Origin of the sequence: Amycolatopsis sp. NPDC051716, from assembly GCF_040681595.1 — a bacterium.
In the GTDB taxonomy this organism is placed as follows: Bacteria; Actinomycetota; Actinomycetes; order Mycobacteriales; family Pseudonocardiaceae; genus Amycolatopsis.
This window is the reverse complement of the sequence record NZ_JBFAZA010000036.1, coordinates 48,856-62,124: the sequence shown is the minus strand read 5'-3', so window position 1 is coordinate 62,124 and position 13,269 is coordinate 48,856. Positions and strand designations below refer to the sequence as shown.

Here is a 13,269-nt window from a genome sequence, read left to right as displayed (position 1 = left end):
GGGTTCCGGCAAAGTATTTGTGCTGGTCAGGTCGGTATTCCGAGCAGGGTGAGGGCTCGGGTGGCGTTGCGGGTGGTGTGGCGGAGTGCTTGGGCGATGTTGGTGTGCCCGGCTTGGCGGTGTGCGCTGGTGGCGAGGTTGTGCAGGCGTGGCCATCACGCGGGGTGCGGTGCCGGTGCGGACTCGGGATTGGTCTTCGTTGTAGGTGACGTCGCGGACCCGGTGGAGTTTGTTTTCGATGTGCCAGTGGCCGCGGACGTACTGTCCGATGTGGGCGGGGTGGGCCCAGGGGCCGGTGAGGCTGGTGATCCCGAGTGCAGCGCCGATCGCGGTGAACGCTTGGGCTCCCGCGACGACGGCCGCGGCGGCGAGCGTCGGAATCGATCCGATCGAATGCCGCACCCCACGCCGATCTCGTGGATCAGGCACTGCGGCGAACTGTTTCCGCAGGTCAGCAGTCCAGAGTGGATCGGCACCGGAATCGAGGACCGGGGTCAGACGATCACGTACTGCGGGGATCAGGCACGAGTGGGAAGCGGGCACGGCTCTCTCCCACAATCATGGGACCTAGACAATCACATGATCAACGAGAGCCGTGCCCGTCCTGCAACCAGGCCAAAAGACTTTGCCGGAACCCTGCCGGAGAGGGTGGGGGCGTTTTTCTTGTCAGGCGTCCCGGCGGCGCAACACCGCCGCGCCCACCAGCAGCGCCGCAGCGGCCCAAGCCGCGCAGATCAGCAAGCCCACCCAAGGCGGATACGGCGCGGACGTCATCGTGATCGGGTTGGGCCGGCCCGCCTCGACCATTGCGTTCACCCCCGCGATGCCCGGGAAGTACGGCACCGCCTCCGGCAGGCCCAGCGACGCCACGATCAGCGGCAGCGGGACCAGCAGCACGATCACCGACACCAGTGTTCCGGCCGCGCTGCGCAACGCCCAGCCGATGCCCGTGCACAACAGACCCAGCAGCGCGAAGTAGCCGCCCATGCCCGATGCCGTTGTGAAGCCCGCTTCGAACGATGTCGGCAGGCCGCCGCCGTTCATCACCGCTGTGGCCAAGGCCATTCCCGCGCACGACAGCAGCACCCCGTACGCGAACAGGACCGGTAGAACCACCGCCGCCTTCGCCAGGACCACCCGGGCGCGGACCGGGGTCCACAGCAGTGTCGAGCGGATGCCGCCGCCCGCGTACTCGCTCGTCACGAACAGTGTTGCCAGGGCGATCACCGCGAACTGGGTCAGGTAAAACCCGCCGCCGAGGGTGATCGTGTTGGCGGCCTGCGGGTCGTCGCCGATGCGCTGGGCGATGGCCGACAGCGTTCCGTAGCACAACATCAGGACCGTTCCTGCCACCAAGCACCACCACGTTGCCCGGACCGACCAGAACTTCGTCCACTCCGCGGCCACCGCCCCCGGGAGGCCGCCGCCGCGTACTTCGGCCGATGTGGTCATGCCGACACCCCGTATTCCACCGAAGAAGCCGTCAGTTCCATGTACGCCTGCTCGAGCGACGCCGTCCGCTCGGCGAGGCCGTGCACGCGGATCCCCAGCTCGTGCACGAGGTCGCCGACGCGGGTGACGTCGATGCCGTCCACTACCAGCTCTCCCGGCTCGCCCGGGTGTGTCAGCCCGCCTTCGGCGCGCAACCGCGCGTCCAGCGAAGAGCGTTCGGCGTCGGCCGGGACGCGGACCGAGACCGTCGTGCGGGAATGGCCGGCGATGAACTCCGCCACCGGTGCGTCGGCCAGCAGCCGGCCCTTGCCGATCACCACCAGGTGGTCGGCGGTCAGCTGCATCTCGCTCATCAGGTGGCTCGAGACGAACACCGTCCGCCCCTCGGCCGCCAGCGAGCGCATCAGCTGCCGCACCCAGCGGACGCCGTCCGGGTCGAGGCCGTTCACCGGCTCGTCGAACAGCAGCACTCCCGGGTCGCCGAGGAGCGCGCCCGCGATGCCGAGCCGCTGTCCCATGCCGAGCGAGAACTGCCCGGCCCGCTTGCCGGCGACGTCGGACAGCCCGACCGTCGCCAGGACTTCCTCGACGCGGCTCGCCGCGATGCCGTTGCTGCGGGCCACGGCCAGCAGGTGCTTTCCCGCGCTGCGGCCGGGGTGCAGGGCTTTGGCGTCGAGCAGCGCGCCGACCTCGCGCAGCGGGTGCCGCAGCTCGGCGTAGCGCCGCCCGCCGACCTGGACTTCACCCGCCTGCGGGTGGTCGAGCCCGACGGTCATCCGCATGGTCGTCGACTTCCCGGCGCCGTTGGGGCCGAGAAACCCGGTCACCTGCCCCGCGGCGACGTCGCAGGTGAGCGCGTCGACGACGGTTTTCTCCCCGTAGCGCTTCGTGAGTCCCCTGAGTGTGATCATGCGTCGAAGTCTGCGGTCCGCGGGGGTGCGCGGGCATCGGACGACGGTCGCGGGCCGCCCCCGACTTTCGTCAGGAGCGGCGGCGGGTGTGCCGGGTCGGGACGGCGGCCGCGGGGTCCTCCGGCCAGGGGTGCTTCGGGTAGCGGCCACGCAGTTCGGCGCGCACGGCCGGGTAGCCGGACGTCCAGAAGGACGCGAGGTCGGCGGTGATCGCCGCGGGCCGGCCGGCGGGGGAGAGCAGGTGCAGCACCACCGGGACGCCGGCGAGCACCGGGGTTTCGGTCCAGCCGAAGGTCTCCTGGAGCTTCACGGCGAGCACGGGCCGGTCACCGCGGTAGTCGACGCGGATGTGCGACCCCGACGGCACTGCGAGGCGGTCCGGGGCGAGGTCGTCGAGTTTCGCCGCGTCCGGCCAGGGGAGGAGGGCCTTCAGGGCGGTGCCCGCGTTGATGTTCGCCAGGTCCGCCTTCCGGCGGGCGATGCCCAGGTCGAGCCAGTTGTCCACATCGGACAGCAGGGCGGCGTCGTCGACCGGGGGCCATGGCGGGCCGAGGACGCGGTGCAGGAAGGCCATCCGTTCGCGCAGGCGGGTCGCGTCCTGGCTCCACTTCAGGAGGCCGAGCCCCTCGGACTTCAGCCCGGCGATCAGGGCGGCGCGGACGTCGGCGTTCTTCAGCGGCTTCTCGGACAGGACGATGGCACCGAGCTTGCGGACCCGCCGGGCGACGACATCGCCGTCCCAGGTGACTTCGTCCACTTCGGACACCGTGCCGGCGCGGACGGCGAGGGTTTCGTCGGCGGCCGCGGCGAGGCGGACGGTGCCGTGGACGCGGCCGGGATCGCGGGTGGCTTCGGCGATCGCCAGCCACTCGGCGTCGAGGCCGCTGCCGGGCGGAAGTTCGGCGGCGGTGCCACCGGCCATGAGGTAGACGGGCGCGCCGCCGGGCCGCCGCTTGGCTAGCCGCTCGGGATGGGCGAGGGCGACGACCAGCGCGGGATCGGCCGGGGCCGCACGCTCGGCCCGCCGTCCCGGGACCAGGCCCTCCAGCCGCCGCGCTTCCCGCTTCCAGCGCCGCGCACCTTCGTCACTCGCCGAGCGGAGGCGGCGCAGCTCCGCGGTCACGTCCGTCAGCGTCGCGCCCGCGTCCAGCAGCGCCACCACCTCCGCCGCGTTGCGGGCGCCCACTTCGGAAGCGCCGTCCAGGAGCGCGCGGGCCAGCCGCGGATGCAGGCCGAGCTCGGCCATCCGCCGTCCGCGCTGGGTCACCGTCCCGTCCGCGGCCGTCGCGCCCAGCGTCACCAGCAGGGCCCGGCCCGCCGCCAGCGCGCCTTCGCCCGGTGGGTCCCACCAGGCCAGCCCGCTGCCGTCGGGCGTCGACCAGCACGCCAGCTCCAGCGCCAGCCGGGCCAGTTCGGCCGTGCGGATCTCCGGCTCGGGGTACGCCGGCAGCGTCGCCTGCTCGTGCTCGGCCCAGCAGCGGTACGCCCGCCCGGGCGCCTCGCGGCCCGCGCGGCCGGACCGCTGCGCGGCCACCGCCGCCGACACCCGGACCGTCGCCAGTCCCGGCAGCCCGCGCCGGTGGTCGACGCGCGGCACGCGCGCCAGTCCCGAGTCCACCACCGAGCGCACGCCCGGGACCGTCAGGCTCGACTCCGCCACCGCCGTCGCCAGCACCACCCGCCGCCGGTCACGCGGCCGCAGCGCGTCGTCCTGGTGCGCCGCCGACAACCGGCCGTGCAGCGGAAGAACGTCCACATCGGACAGCCGTAGCAGACCGGCGGTCCGGGCGATCTCTCCAGCGCCGGGCAGGAAAGCCAGCACATCGCCGTCCCCGTCGGACAACGCCGTTCTTACAGCCCGCGCGACGCACGCCTCGGCGCGCTCACCGCGAGCGGGCGGGACGTACGAGAACTCCACCGGGTAGGTCCGGGCCGTGGCCGTCACCACGGGGGCGTCGCCGAGCAGCGCCGCGAGCCGACCGGACGCGACCGTCGCCGACGTCGCCAGCAGCCGCAGGTCCTCGCGCAGCCCGGCGCGGACGTCCAGGAGCAGCGCGAGCAGCAGGTCGGCGTCCAGGTGCCGCTCATGGCACTCGTCGAGCAGCACCGTCGAGACGCCGGCCAGCTCCGGGTCGCCCTGCACGCGCCGCACCAGCAGCCCCGACGTCACGACCTCGATGCGGGTCCGCGCCGACACCTTCCGGTCGCCGCGCACGGCGTAGCCGACCGTCTCGCCGACCGGCTCACCCAGCAGCGCCGCCATCCGAGCCGCCGCCGCGCGCGCCGCCAGCCGCCGCGGCTCGGCCACCACGACCCGGCCCTCGGCCGCCTCCGCGAGGGCGAGCGGGACCAGCGTCGTCTTCCCCGTGCCGGGCGGCGCCACGAGCACCGCGGCGCCGCGTTCGTCGAGCGCGGCGACGACGTCCGGCAGCACGGACCGGACCGGCAGGTCGGGGAGCTTCACTTCGCCGTGACCTCGGGAGGTGGGGGCAGCTGGTAACCGGACGGGCCGATGTTCGCGTTGAGCGAGCGCAGCCATTCGCCGGAGGAGATCATCTTCCGGATCGCGTCGTCGACCGCGGCCACCCCCTGGGTGTCGTCCTTGCGCAGGCCGACACCGTAGCTCTCCTTCGAGAACGGCTTCCCGACGATCTTCAGCAGCTCCGGGTCGCGCGCGACGTAGCCCGCCAGGATCACCGCGTCGGTGGTCACCGCGTCGATCTGCCCGGCGAGCAGCGCGGTCACGCAGTCGGAGTACCGCGGGTACTCGACCAGCTGGACGGCCTGGGCGTACTTGTCCTTCACCTGCTGCGCCGGCGTCGACCCGGTGACCGAGCACAGCCGGCGGCCGTTGAGCGCCTCCGGCCCGGCGATGTCGGCCGACGTCCGCCGCACCAGCAGGTCCTGGCCGGTGGTGAAGTACGGGCCGGCGAACGAGACGACCTGCTTGCGCTTGTCGGTGATCGAGTAACTCGCCACGACCAGGTCGACCGCGCCGGAGGTGAGGTCCGTCTCCCGCGTCGCCGACGTCGTCTCGCGCCACGTGATGTCCTTCGCGGGCACACCGAGTTCACTCGCGACGAAAGTCGCGACATCGACGTCGAACCCGACGAACCGGCCGTCGATGGTGTGCTCGGAAAGTCCCGGCGCGTCGAACCGGATGCCGATGGTCAGGTGATCCGTGGCACTCGCCCGGGTGACGAGCGAGTCCGTCGGCGAAACCTTCGCCGGGCCGCACGCCGACACGGTGACCAGCAGCAACAACGAGCCGAGGAGCGTGCGCCACCGCATCCGGCCGCTCCCTCCCGCGCTGTCCTGCCTCACGAAGTTCTCAGGTCCTCCCGTTAGCCTAAGTGCGTGGTGCGACCGTCCCAACCCGTGCTGAACACCGTCGGCACGCTCGCCCGGCTCGGGCTGGCGGCCGTCTGGCTCGTTTCCGGTGCGCTCAAGCTGGCGGATCCCGGCCAGACGCTGATCGCCGTGCAGGCGTACGAGGTGCTGCCGGACGCACTCGAAGACGTGGTGGCCATCGCGCTGCCGCTCGTGGAACTCGTGCTCGGGCTGCTGCTGCTCGCGGGCCTGGCGACCCGGTGGGCCGCCGCGGCCGCGCTGGGGCTGCTCGTCGTGCTCATCGCCGGGATCGCCCAATCGTGGGCGCGCGGCCTGAGCATCGACTGCGGGTGCTTCGGTGGCGGCGGCCAAGTGGCGGCGGGCCAGACCGCGTACCCGCAGGAGATCCTCCGCGACACGGGATTCGCGCTGCTCGCCGGCTGGCTGCTGGCGCGGCCGCGCACCTGGCTGTCGCTCGACGGCTGGCTGGCGCGAGGTCGCGGGAACTCGGGCGAACCCGGGCACGACTACTCGGGTATCGCGGAAGGGAACTGATACACAGTGGGTGGAGCTGAGCGGACCGCACGGAAGCGCCGTCAGGCGGCGCAGTCCGGTTCGAACGTGGTCGCGCAGGCCAGGGGAGCGTCCGGCGACCGGCGGAAGTGGATCATCGGGGTCAGTGCCGTGGTCGTCGTGGTCGCGCTCGTGATCGGCGGCGTGATCTGGACGATCGCGGACCGGAACCGGACCGAGGGCCAGGTGATCAACCCCGGCGCGTCGACGAGCGCACTGACGGGCGATGTCACCCAGAAGCGTGACGGCGTGGTCGCCATCGTGGGCAAGACCGGGGCCAAGGCGTCGATCGACGTCTACGCCGACTTCCTCTGCCCGATCTGCGGCGAGTTCGAGAAGCAGTACAAGAGCCAGATCGAGCAGGCGATCAACGACGGCAAGCTGCAGGTGCGCTACCACATGGTGCCGCTGCTCAACGAGCGGTCCAGCCCGCCGGGCTACTCGCTCGACTCGGCGAACGCGGCGCTGGCCGCCGCCAACGCCGGCAAGTTCCTCCAGTTCCACGACGCGCTGTTCGCCAGCCAGCCCGAAGAGGGCAAGCGCGGCTACGACAAGGCGCAGCTGATCGAGCTCGGCAAGAACGTCGGCATCACCGACCCGGAGTTCGCCCAGACCGTCAACGCCGGGACCTACGACCAGCAGCTGAACGCCGCGTTCCAGCAGATCGAGAACGACCCGAAGCTGGCGCAGGACTTCGGCGGCGGGCAGCGCGGGTTCGGCACGCCGACGGTCACCGCGAACGGCTCGATCGTGTCCTGGCAGGACCCGAACTGGCTCACGAAGGTCCTCGGCTGACTCCGGGCAATTCGCCCACCCGGGTACGGACCGTGGACTAGGCTGATTCCCGCACCAGGGGAACCGGGGGTGCCGTGCGCACGTCGCACCTCCGGTGACAGGGAGGGCCAGTGGACGGTTCGGGGTTTCACGTCGATGAGGGCGCGTACACGCGGTACGCGCGCGAAGTCGACCCGCTCGGGGAAGACGTCAAAGGGGCCGCGGAGCGGCACGTCGGCCCGCACGTGACGCTCGGCGGCCACGGCTTTTCGGAGATGGGCGGCGAGGCCGGCTTCTCCGGCGCCTACAGCGGCCGGATGCGCGCGCTGCGGGAGAAGATGCACCGCGTCGGCGGCGGCTGGGGGCAGGTCGGCGAAGCCGCCCGGCAGACCGATCGCAACTACGCGGCGGTCGAGGGCGAGCACGGCGACGTCGTCCGGCGGCTCGGTGGCGATCTGGGGCAGGGCTCCGCGTGACCGAGCACACCGACCAGCTCGTCCGGCACGGCCTGGACACGACGAACCAGTTCGCGCAGAAGCTGCGCCACGACCCGGCGGCCATCGGCGGCGCGCGGGACGCGCACGTCGCGCTGCAGACGTCGGTGGGCCGCACCCGCGACGTCGCGTCCGAGCAGCGCGTTTCGCTGGCTTCGGCCAGCTCCGGCTCGACGACCGACCGCGCCACGGCGACGTCGCAGAGCCTGGAGAAGGAGGTCCAGGACCTCCTCGACGAGAGCGCCGAAATCGAGAAGGCCGTCGCGGAGGCCGCCGAGACCCTGCACGTGGGCGAGATCAAGAACGACCAGGTCCGCGACCAGATCATCAAGGAGATCGCGGCGTCGATGAAGGCGCTGGAAGCGGTGAAGACCATCCAGCCGCCGGAGAGCCGCGGCGCCGCTTCGCGCGACATCCTGATGAAGCTGCAGACGAAGATCAGCCAGCTCACCGGGCAGGCGGCGACGTTCAGCGAGCAGACGATCAACGACCTGACCGCCATCGGTACCAGGCTCGGCGGCGAGGAGCAGACGACGTCGTCGTCTTCGGCCTCCGCTTCCTCGACCAAGGTCGGGTCGTCGTTCAACAGCAACAGCGGGTACTCCGGCGGTTCGAACGGCGGAGGCGGCGGCGGGGGAGGTGGCGGCGGCGGTGGTGGCGGTGGCGCCGTCCACAAACCGCGGCTGCCGGTGGCGATCCCGCCGCAGCCCGGCAGCGGCGTCGCGATCAACCTGCCCGGCGGCAAGCAGGTGATGGCGCCGAACGAAACCGCGGCGAAGGCCGTGCGCAACGCGCTTTCCCAGCTCGGCGTGCCGTACGTGTGGGGCGGCACCGCCCGCGGCGTCGGCCTCGACTGCAGCGGGCTGACCATGACCTCGTACCAGGACGCCGGCATGCAGCTGCCGCGGACGGCGGCGCAGCAGACGGTCGGGGCCGAGGTGCCCTCGATCGACCAGCTGCTGCCCGGCGACCTCGTGGTGTGGTCCGGGCACGTGGCGATGGTGATCGGCGACGGCCAGATGATCGAGGCGGGCGACCCGGTGCAGATCAGCAAGATCCGCACCACGAACGCCGGGCAGTCGTTCATCGGCTTCTACCGGCCTACGGGGTGAGCTGTGGCTGAATTCGACATCGACCTGGCGTCCGCGCGGATCGCCGAACAGGCCTCGCGCGCGGGCGAGGAGGTGTCCGCACGCCTGGCCCGCTCGGGTCCGGTGGTGGGCAAGGCTGCGTCCGGCGGCATCGAGGTCCAGGTGGCGCCGGGCGGGTTGCTGACCGGCGTGTCGATCCACCGCTCGGAGCTGCGGCACGGGTCCGCGGTGCTCGCCGACCGGATCTTCGAGCTGGCCCAGCGCGCGACCCGCCGCGCGGGCGACCGGATGTACCACGCGCTGTCGCCGGTCGTCGACCGCGAACAGCTGGAAACCCTGGGCTACGAGCCGATTCCGGACGACGACCCGGACGCCGAGACCTACTCCTACGGTGGGGGACCGCGGTGATCACGACCCGCCAGCTGATCGCCCAGGCCCGCGCCCGCGAAGAAGCCATGGCCCGCGTGGAGGAACTGCTCGCGTCGGCGTCGGGCACGGCCCACGACCTCGACGGCCAGGTCGAGGTGACGGTCGACGCCCGCGGAAAGCTCCTGCGGCTGTGGCTGGCCCCCTCGGCGGTGGACCTGGGCGAGCGCCTGGGGCCGTTGGTGGTGGAGATCGCCCAGGCGGCGATGCGCGAGGCGACCCAGGACGGCTACAACAAGGTGGCCTTGCTGCTCGGCGAGGACATGACGGCGATGATCGAGCAGATGACCGGCATGCCGGCCCCGGCCCGCGCCGAGGACGACGACCCGGGCATGACGGTCGAGGAGTTCCAGCGGCAGCGGGCCGAGCGGCTGGGGGCGGCACCTTCGTCCCCGGAGTCCGCTCCGGCCGCGAGTGTCGAGGACGAGGACGCGTATTGGGAGTCCTTCGACCCGGCTTCGCTGCGCTCGGATCGCTGACTCTCTTCGTGTTATCGTGAAGCCGCCCCTTGAGGGCGGCGGTCTGCGTGAAGGACCGCGACGGCATTGGCGGAAAGGGCTCCGGCGCCACACCGCGGACAATGCCGAGGGTGTGGTGCACCCGCTTCGCGCGTACCAGTACTCGTCCATTGTTCGTCGTGACCATGCGCGGGCCGGAACGCAGAGATGGATCACGGGTGCCTTCTTCTCGTCGCCGTTCCCTTCGTGATGTCCGCCGTGCCTATACGGGCGAAGACAAGAAGGCCGCCGAGGCCGGAGTAGGCCGCGGTGGCCTCGGCGTGACACACTGCTCGCCGGTCCAACGGCGATTTCGCGCCACCCTGGCTGTGCACCTGTTCAACGAGAACAATGGCAAACCCCCGTTCTCGGACGCGGAGCTGCACAGTGCACGCGCCTTCCTCTCGTACACGATGACGGTGTCCCCGCGGTACGACGAGCTTCTGTGCATTGTTCCCGGTGCCCTCGAGAACGCGCTCAGCCGGTTGTCCAGCAGCTCTTCCGATCCTCGCCATCGTGTACCGGGCCTGCGGGTGGCCGCGTCGGCGCCCTACCAGGCTTATCACTTGGTCGATCTCGTCACCGGTGGACGGATGACGCTGGCCAGGCAGTCCGCCTACCCCTCGATCGCGGACATCCGGAGTGGCAAGCCGGGCAAGTCTTCCTCCTGGGCTCGCGAATGGCCGGGGCTCGACGTGGCGATTTCGCCCGTCGAGCGGGCCGTTCGCGCTCGGATCCCGGCGATGACCGAGGAGATCGAGGCTCTTCTCGCTGCACTCGTCGCCTGTTTGGACGCCCGGGACCCGGCCGGCGAGTGGGCGCTGGGCCTGTGGTGGACGGATCCCTTGCGGCGCTCGATCACCGCCGGCCACGACGGCGGGATATCGCTCTGGGGCTCAGGTGGACGATGGGAACTGGCGTGGACCGAGCACCCCGACCCCGACGACATCGTCGGCTGCCTGACCGATCCGCACATCGGAGTTCCCGGGGCAGCCGCGGTACGGCTTTCCGCTCACGTCCGCGAAATCCGGCTGGGCTCGTCCGTGCTCACGCTCCGCTACGGGGTGTCCCGTGCCGATGGTTGACCTGGCGCTGGTGGTCATGGGTGTGTTGGTCATCGCGTATCTGGGATTGGCGGTGTCGGTCGCGCTGTTTCACCCGAACGAGCGTCGTCGGGCGGATGCGCTTGCTGTTCTCCGGTGTCTGGTCTCCTTGGTGCGAAAACCGAAGAGCCCGAAGTAGTCAGCCGAGCTGGGTGGTGGAGTTCGCGCCGTCCAGGGATTCGCGGATGATGTCCGCGTGGCCGGCGTGCTGGGCCGTCTCGTGGATCAGGTGCAGGATGATCCGGCGGGCCGACCAGAACTGGGGTTCCGGGGGTGACCACGGTGTCGTCGGGAGCTGTACCTCGACGTCCAGCGAAGGCAGCGAAGCCACGTACTCGTCCGTCGCGGCGGCGGCCTCCGCGTAAGCCGTGCGCCAGTGGGACAGCGTTTCGCTCATCGCGTACTGGTCCGTGTCCAGCATGCCGTCCGGCAGGGATCCGTCGGCCGTGCGCAGGATCCGGAGCCACAGGCGCTCGCCCGTGGCCAGGTGCCGGATCAAGCCGCCCAGGGTCAGGGCGCTGACCGTCGTGCGCTTGGCCGCGTCGGCGTCCGAGATGTCGCGGGCCGGGATCAGCAAGCGCTTGCGGACTTCGGCCAGGAGGTCCAAGAGATCTTCGTGTTCGCGGGTCATGGGCACACCGTAGAACCGAATTAGGCCAGTTCCTGACCGGAAGGGCGATCCCGCTGAGCGGCAACCGAGTTCCGGCAGAGGTCTGGACCAACCGGGAACGGCTATGTATTAATTCAAGGCGTGAATTTTGGTCTCTCGACGAGGAGGACCCGGATGCGCCTCGGACACAGGCTGGGCATCGGCGCGCTGGCCGTGGGGTTGCTGCTGACGTCGGAAACACCCGCGCTGGCCGGGAACGGCCCGGCCTACAAGGACTCCTGGCGGCCGGTCAAGGTGCGGGTGGCCGACCTGCTGGGCCGGATGTCCCTCGACGACAAGCTCGGCCAGATGATGCAGGCCGAGCGGCTCGGGGTCAGCGGCCCGGCGGACGTGACCACCGGACGGCTCGGCTCGCTGCTCTCCGGCGGCAGCTCGCAGCCGACCCCGAACACGCCCGTCACCTGGGCCGACATGTACGACGGCTTCCAGAAGGCCGCGCTCGCGACGCCGCTCGGCATTCCGCTGATCTACGGTGTCGACGCCGTCCACGGCCACAACGGCCTCTACGGTGCCACCGTCTTCCCGCACAACATCGGCCTCGGCGCGACACGCGATCCGCGGCTGGTCGAGAAGATCGGGCGCGCCACCGCGGAAGAGGTCTCCGGCACCGGGATCGACTGGGACTTCGCGCCCTGCCTGTGCGTCGCCCGCAACGACCGCTGGGGGCGGACCTACGAGTCCTTCGGCGAGGTTCCGCAGCTCGCCACGCAGATGACGTCGATCATCACCGGCCTGCAAGGGAACGCGCTGAACCGGCCCGGCTCGGTCATGGCCACCGCCAAGCACTACGTCGGCGACGGCGGCACCACCGGCGGCGTCAACGAAGGCAACACCGAGATCAGCGAGCAGGAGCTGCGCGCGATCCACCTCCCGCCGTTCAAGGCCGCGATCCAGCGCGGCGTCGGCTCGGTGATGATCTCCTACAGCAGCTGGAACGGCGTCAAGATGCACGCCGGCTCCTACCTGATCAACGACGTCCTCAAGAAGGAACTCGGGTTCACCGGGATCGTCGTCTCCGACTACAACGGCGTCGACAAGATCGACGGCCAGAGCGGCTTCACCCCGGAAGAGGTCGAGGCGTCGATCAACGCCGGCATCGACATGGTGATGGTGCCCTACGCGTGGCAGAAGTTCATCGACACGCTGCGGTCGCTGGTGGACCAGGGCCGCGTGCCGATGTCCCGGATCGACGACGCCAACCGCCGCATCCTCACCAAGAAGTTCGAGCTCGGCCTGTTCGAGCACCCGCTGACCGACCGGCGGTTCCTGGCCACGATCGGCAGCAAGCCGCACCGCGACCTGGCGCGCCAGGCCGTGCGGGAATCCCAGGTGCTGCTGAAGAACGAGGGGCGTGTCCTGCCGCTTTCGAAGCGCGGCAAGGTCTTCGTGGCCGGCAAGAACGCCGACGACCTCGGCAACCAGTCCGGCGGCTGGACGGTCGGCTGGCAGGGCACCAGCGGCCCGGTCATCCCGGGCACCACCATCCTGCAGGGCGTCCGGCAGAAGTCCGCGCAGGTCACCTTCGCCAAGGACGGCACGGGGATCGACAAGAGCTACGACGTCGCCGTCGCGGTCGTGGGGGAGACGCCGTACGCCGAAGGCAAGGGCGACCGTCCCCAGGGGATGGGGCTGGACGCCACCGACCTCGCCACGCTCCAGAAGCTGAAGGACTCCGGCGTGCCGACGGTGGTCGTGCTGGTGTCCGGGCGCCCGCTCGACATCGCCGCGCAGCTGCCGGACTGGGCCGGGCTCGTCGAATCTTGGCTGCCGGGCAGCGAAGGACAGGGCGTCGCCGACGTTCTCTTCGGCGACTACAACCCCACCGGCAAGCTGCCGGTGACCTGGATGCGCAGCGCCGACCAGCAGCCGATCAACGCCGGCGACGGCAAGCCCGCCCTGTTCCCGTTCGGCTTCGGCCTGCGGTACCCGCACCGCCCCTGGTGATCCC

The 13,269-nt window shown here is 71.0% G+C and carries 14 protein-coding genes; 9 read left to right on the top strand and 5 right to left on the bottom strand.

Annotated features, from left to right (window positions below):
- Positions 1–666: 666 nt before the first annotated feature.
- The 4 genes from AB0M30_RS37065 to AB0M30_RS37050 form a co-directional block, all read right to left on the bottom strand.
- The gene (locus tag AB0M30_RS37065; RefSeq protein ID WP_364594028.1) at positions 667–1,452 is read right to left on the bottom strand and encodes an ABC transporter permease; all 786 of its coding nucleotides are present in this window, start codon (positions 1,450–1,452) and stop codon (positions 667–669) included.
- On the bottom strand, positions 1,449–2,363 hold the full coding sequence (locus AB0M30_RS37060; RefSeq protein ID WP_364594025.1) for an ATP-binding cassette domain-containing protein: 915 nt from the start codon (positions 2,361–2,363) through the stop codon (positions 1,449–1,451). Before AB0M30_RS37060 ends, AB0M30_RS37065 begins: the two co-directional genes overlap by 4 nt.
- Before the next feature lie 70 nt (positions 2,364–2,433).
- The gene (gene hrpB / locus AB0M30_RS37055; protein WP_364594022.1) at positions 2,434–4,827 is read right to left on the bottom strand and encodes an ATP-dependent helicase HrpB; all 2,394 of its coding nucleotides are present in this window, start codon (positions 4,825–4,827) and stop codon (positions 2,434–2,436) included.
- Complete coding sequence (locus AB0M30_RS37050; RefSeq protein WP_364594019.1) at positions 4,824–5,654, bottom strand: glutamate ABC transporter substrate-binding protein; 831 nt, start codon at positions 5,652–5,654, stop codon at positions 4,824–4,826. The genes hrpB and AB0M30_RS37050 overlap by 4 nt, the downstream gene beginning before the upstream one ends.
- 87 nt (positions 5,655–5,741) lie before the next feature.
- On the opposite strand from AB0M30_RS37050, the gene AB0M30_RS37045 reads away from it, so the two are divergent.
- The 8 genes from AB0M30_RS37045 (at position 5,742) to AB0M30_RS37010 (ending at position 10,790) form a co-directional block, all read left to right on the top strand.
- Positions 5,742–6,248 (top strand): MauE/DoxX family redox-associated membrane protein, encoded by a 507-nt coding sequence (locus AB0M30_RS37045; RefSeq protein ID WP_364594163.1) that lies wholly within the window; start codon positions 5,742–5,744, stop codon positions 6,246–6,248.
- A gap of 66 nt (positions 6,249–6,314) precedes the next feature.
- On the top strand, positions 6,315–7,061 hold the full coding sequence (locus AB0M30_RS37040) for a thioredoxin domain-containing protein (protein ID WP_364594160.1): 747 nt from the start codon (positions 6,315–6,317) through the stop codon (positions 7,059–7,061).
- Positions 7,062–7,171: 110 nt separating this feature from the next.
- Positions 7,172–7,516 (top strand): hypothetical protein, encoded by a 345-nt coding sequence (locus tag AB0M30_RS37035; protein ID WP_364594016.1) that lies wholly within the window; start codon positions 7,172–7,174, stop codon positions 7,514–7,516.
- Entirely contained in the window at positions 7,513–8,646 is a 1,134-nt protein-coding gene (locus AB0M30_RS37030; protein WP_364594014.1) for an NlpC/P60 family protein, read from the top strand. Before AB0M30_RS37035 ends, AB0M30_RS37030 begins: the two co-directional genes overlap by 4 nt.
- 3 nt (positions 8,647–8,649) lie before the next feature.
- Positions 8,650–9,033, top strand: a complete 384-nt coding sequence (locus AB0M30_RS37025; RefSeq protein WP_364594011.1) for a YbaB/EbfC family DNA-binding protein — start codon at positions 8,650–8,652, stop codon at positions 9,031–9,033.
- Positions 9,030–9,530 (top strand): YbaB/EbfC family nucleoid-associated protein, encoded by a 501-nt coding sequence (locus AB0M30_RS37020; protein ID WP_364594008.1) that lies wholly within the window; start codon positions 9,030–9,032, stop codon positions 9,528–9,530. The genes AB0M30_RS37025 and AB0M30_RS37020 overlap by 4 nt, the downstream gene beginning before the upstream one ends.
- Positions 9,531–9,727: 197 nt before the next feature.
- Positions 9,728–10,633, top strand: coding sequence for a hypothetical protein (locus AB0M30_RS37015; RefSeq protein ID WP_364594005.1), 906 nt, complete (start codon positions 9,728–9,730; stop codon positions 10,631–10,633).
- Entirely contained in the window at positions 10,626–10,790 is a 165-nt protein-coding gene (locus AB0M30_RS37010) for a hypothetical protein (protein WP_364594002.1), read from the top strand. The genes AB0M30_RS37015 and AB0M30_RS37010 overlap by 8 nt, the downstream gene beginning before the upstream one ends.
- Here AB0M30_RS37010 and AB0M30_RS37005 read toward each other — a convergent pair whose 3' ends face one another.
- Complete coding sequence (locus tag AB0M30_RS37005; RefSeq protein ID WP_364593999.1) at positions 10,791–11,282, bottom strand: DUF664 domain-containing protein; 492 nt, start codon at positions 11,280–11,282, stop codon at positions 10,791–10,793. It lies immediately after the preceding gene.
- Positions 11,283–11,435: 153 nt separating this feature from the next.
- Here AB0M30_RS37005 and AB0M30_RS37000 point away from each other — a divergent pair, with 153 nt between their 5' ends.
- Complete coding sequence (locus AB0M30_RS37000) at positions 11,436–13,265, top strand: glycoside hydrolase family 3 N-terminal domain-containing protein (protein ID WP_364593996.1); 1,830 nt, start codon at positions 11,436–11,438, stop codon at positions 13,263–13,265.
- Positions 13,266–13,269 lie beyond the last annotated feature (4 nt).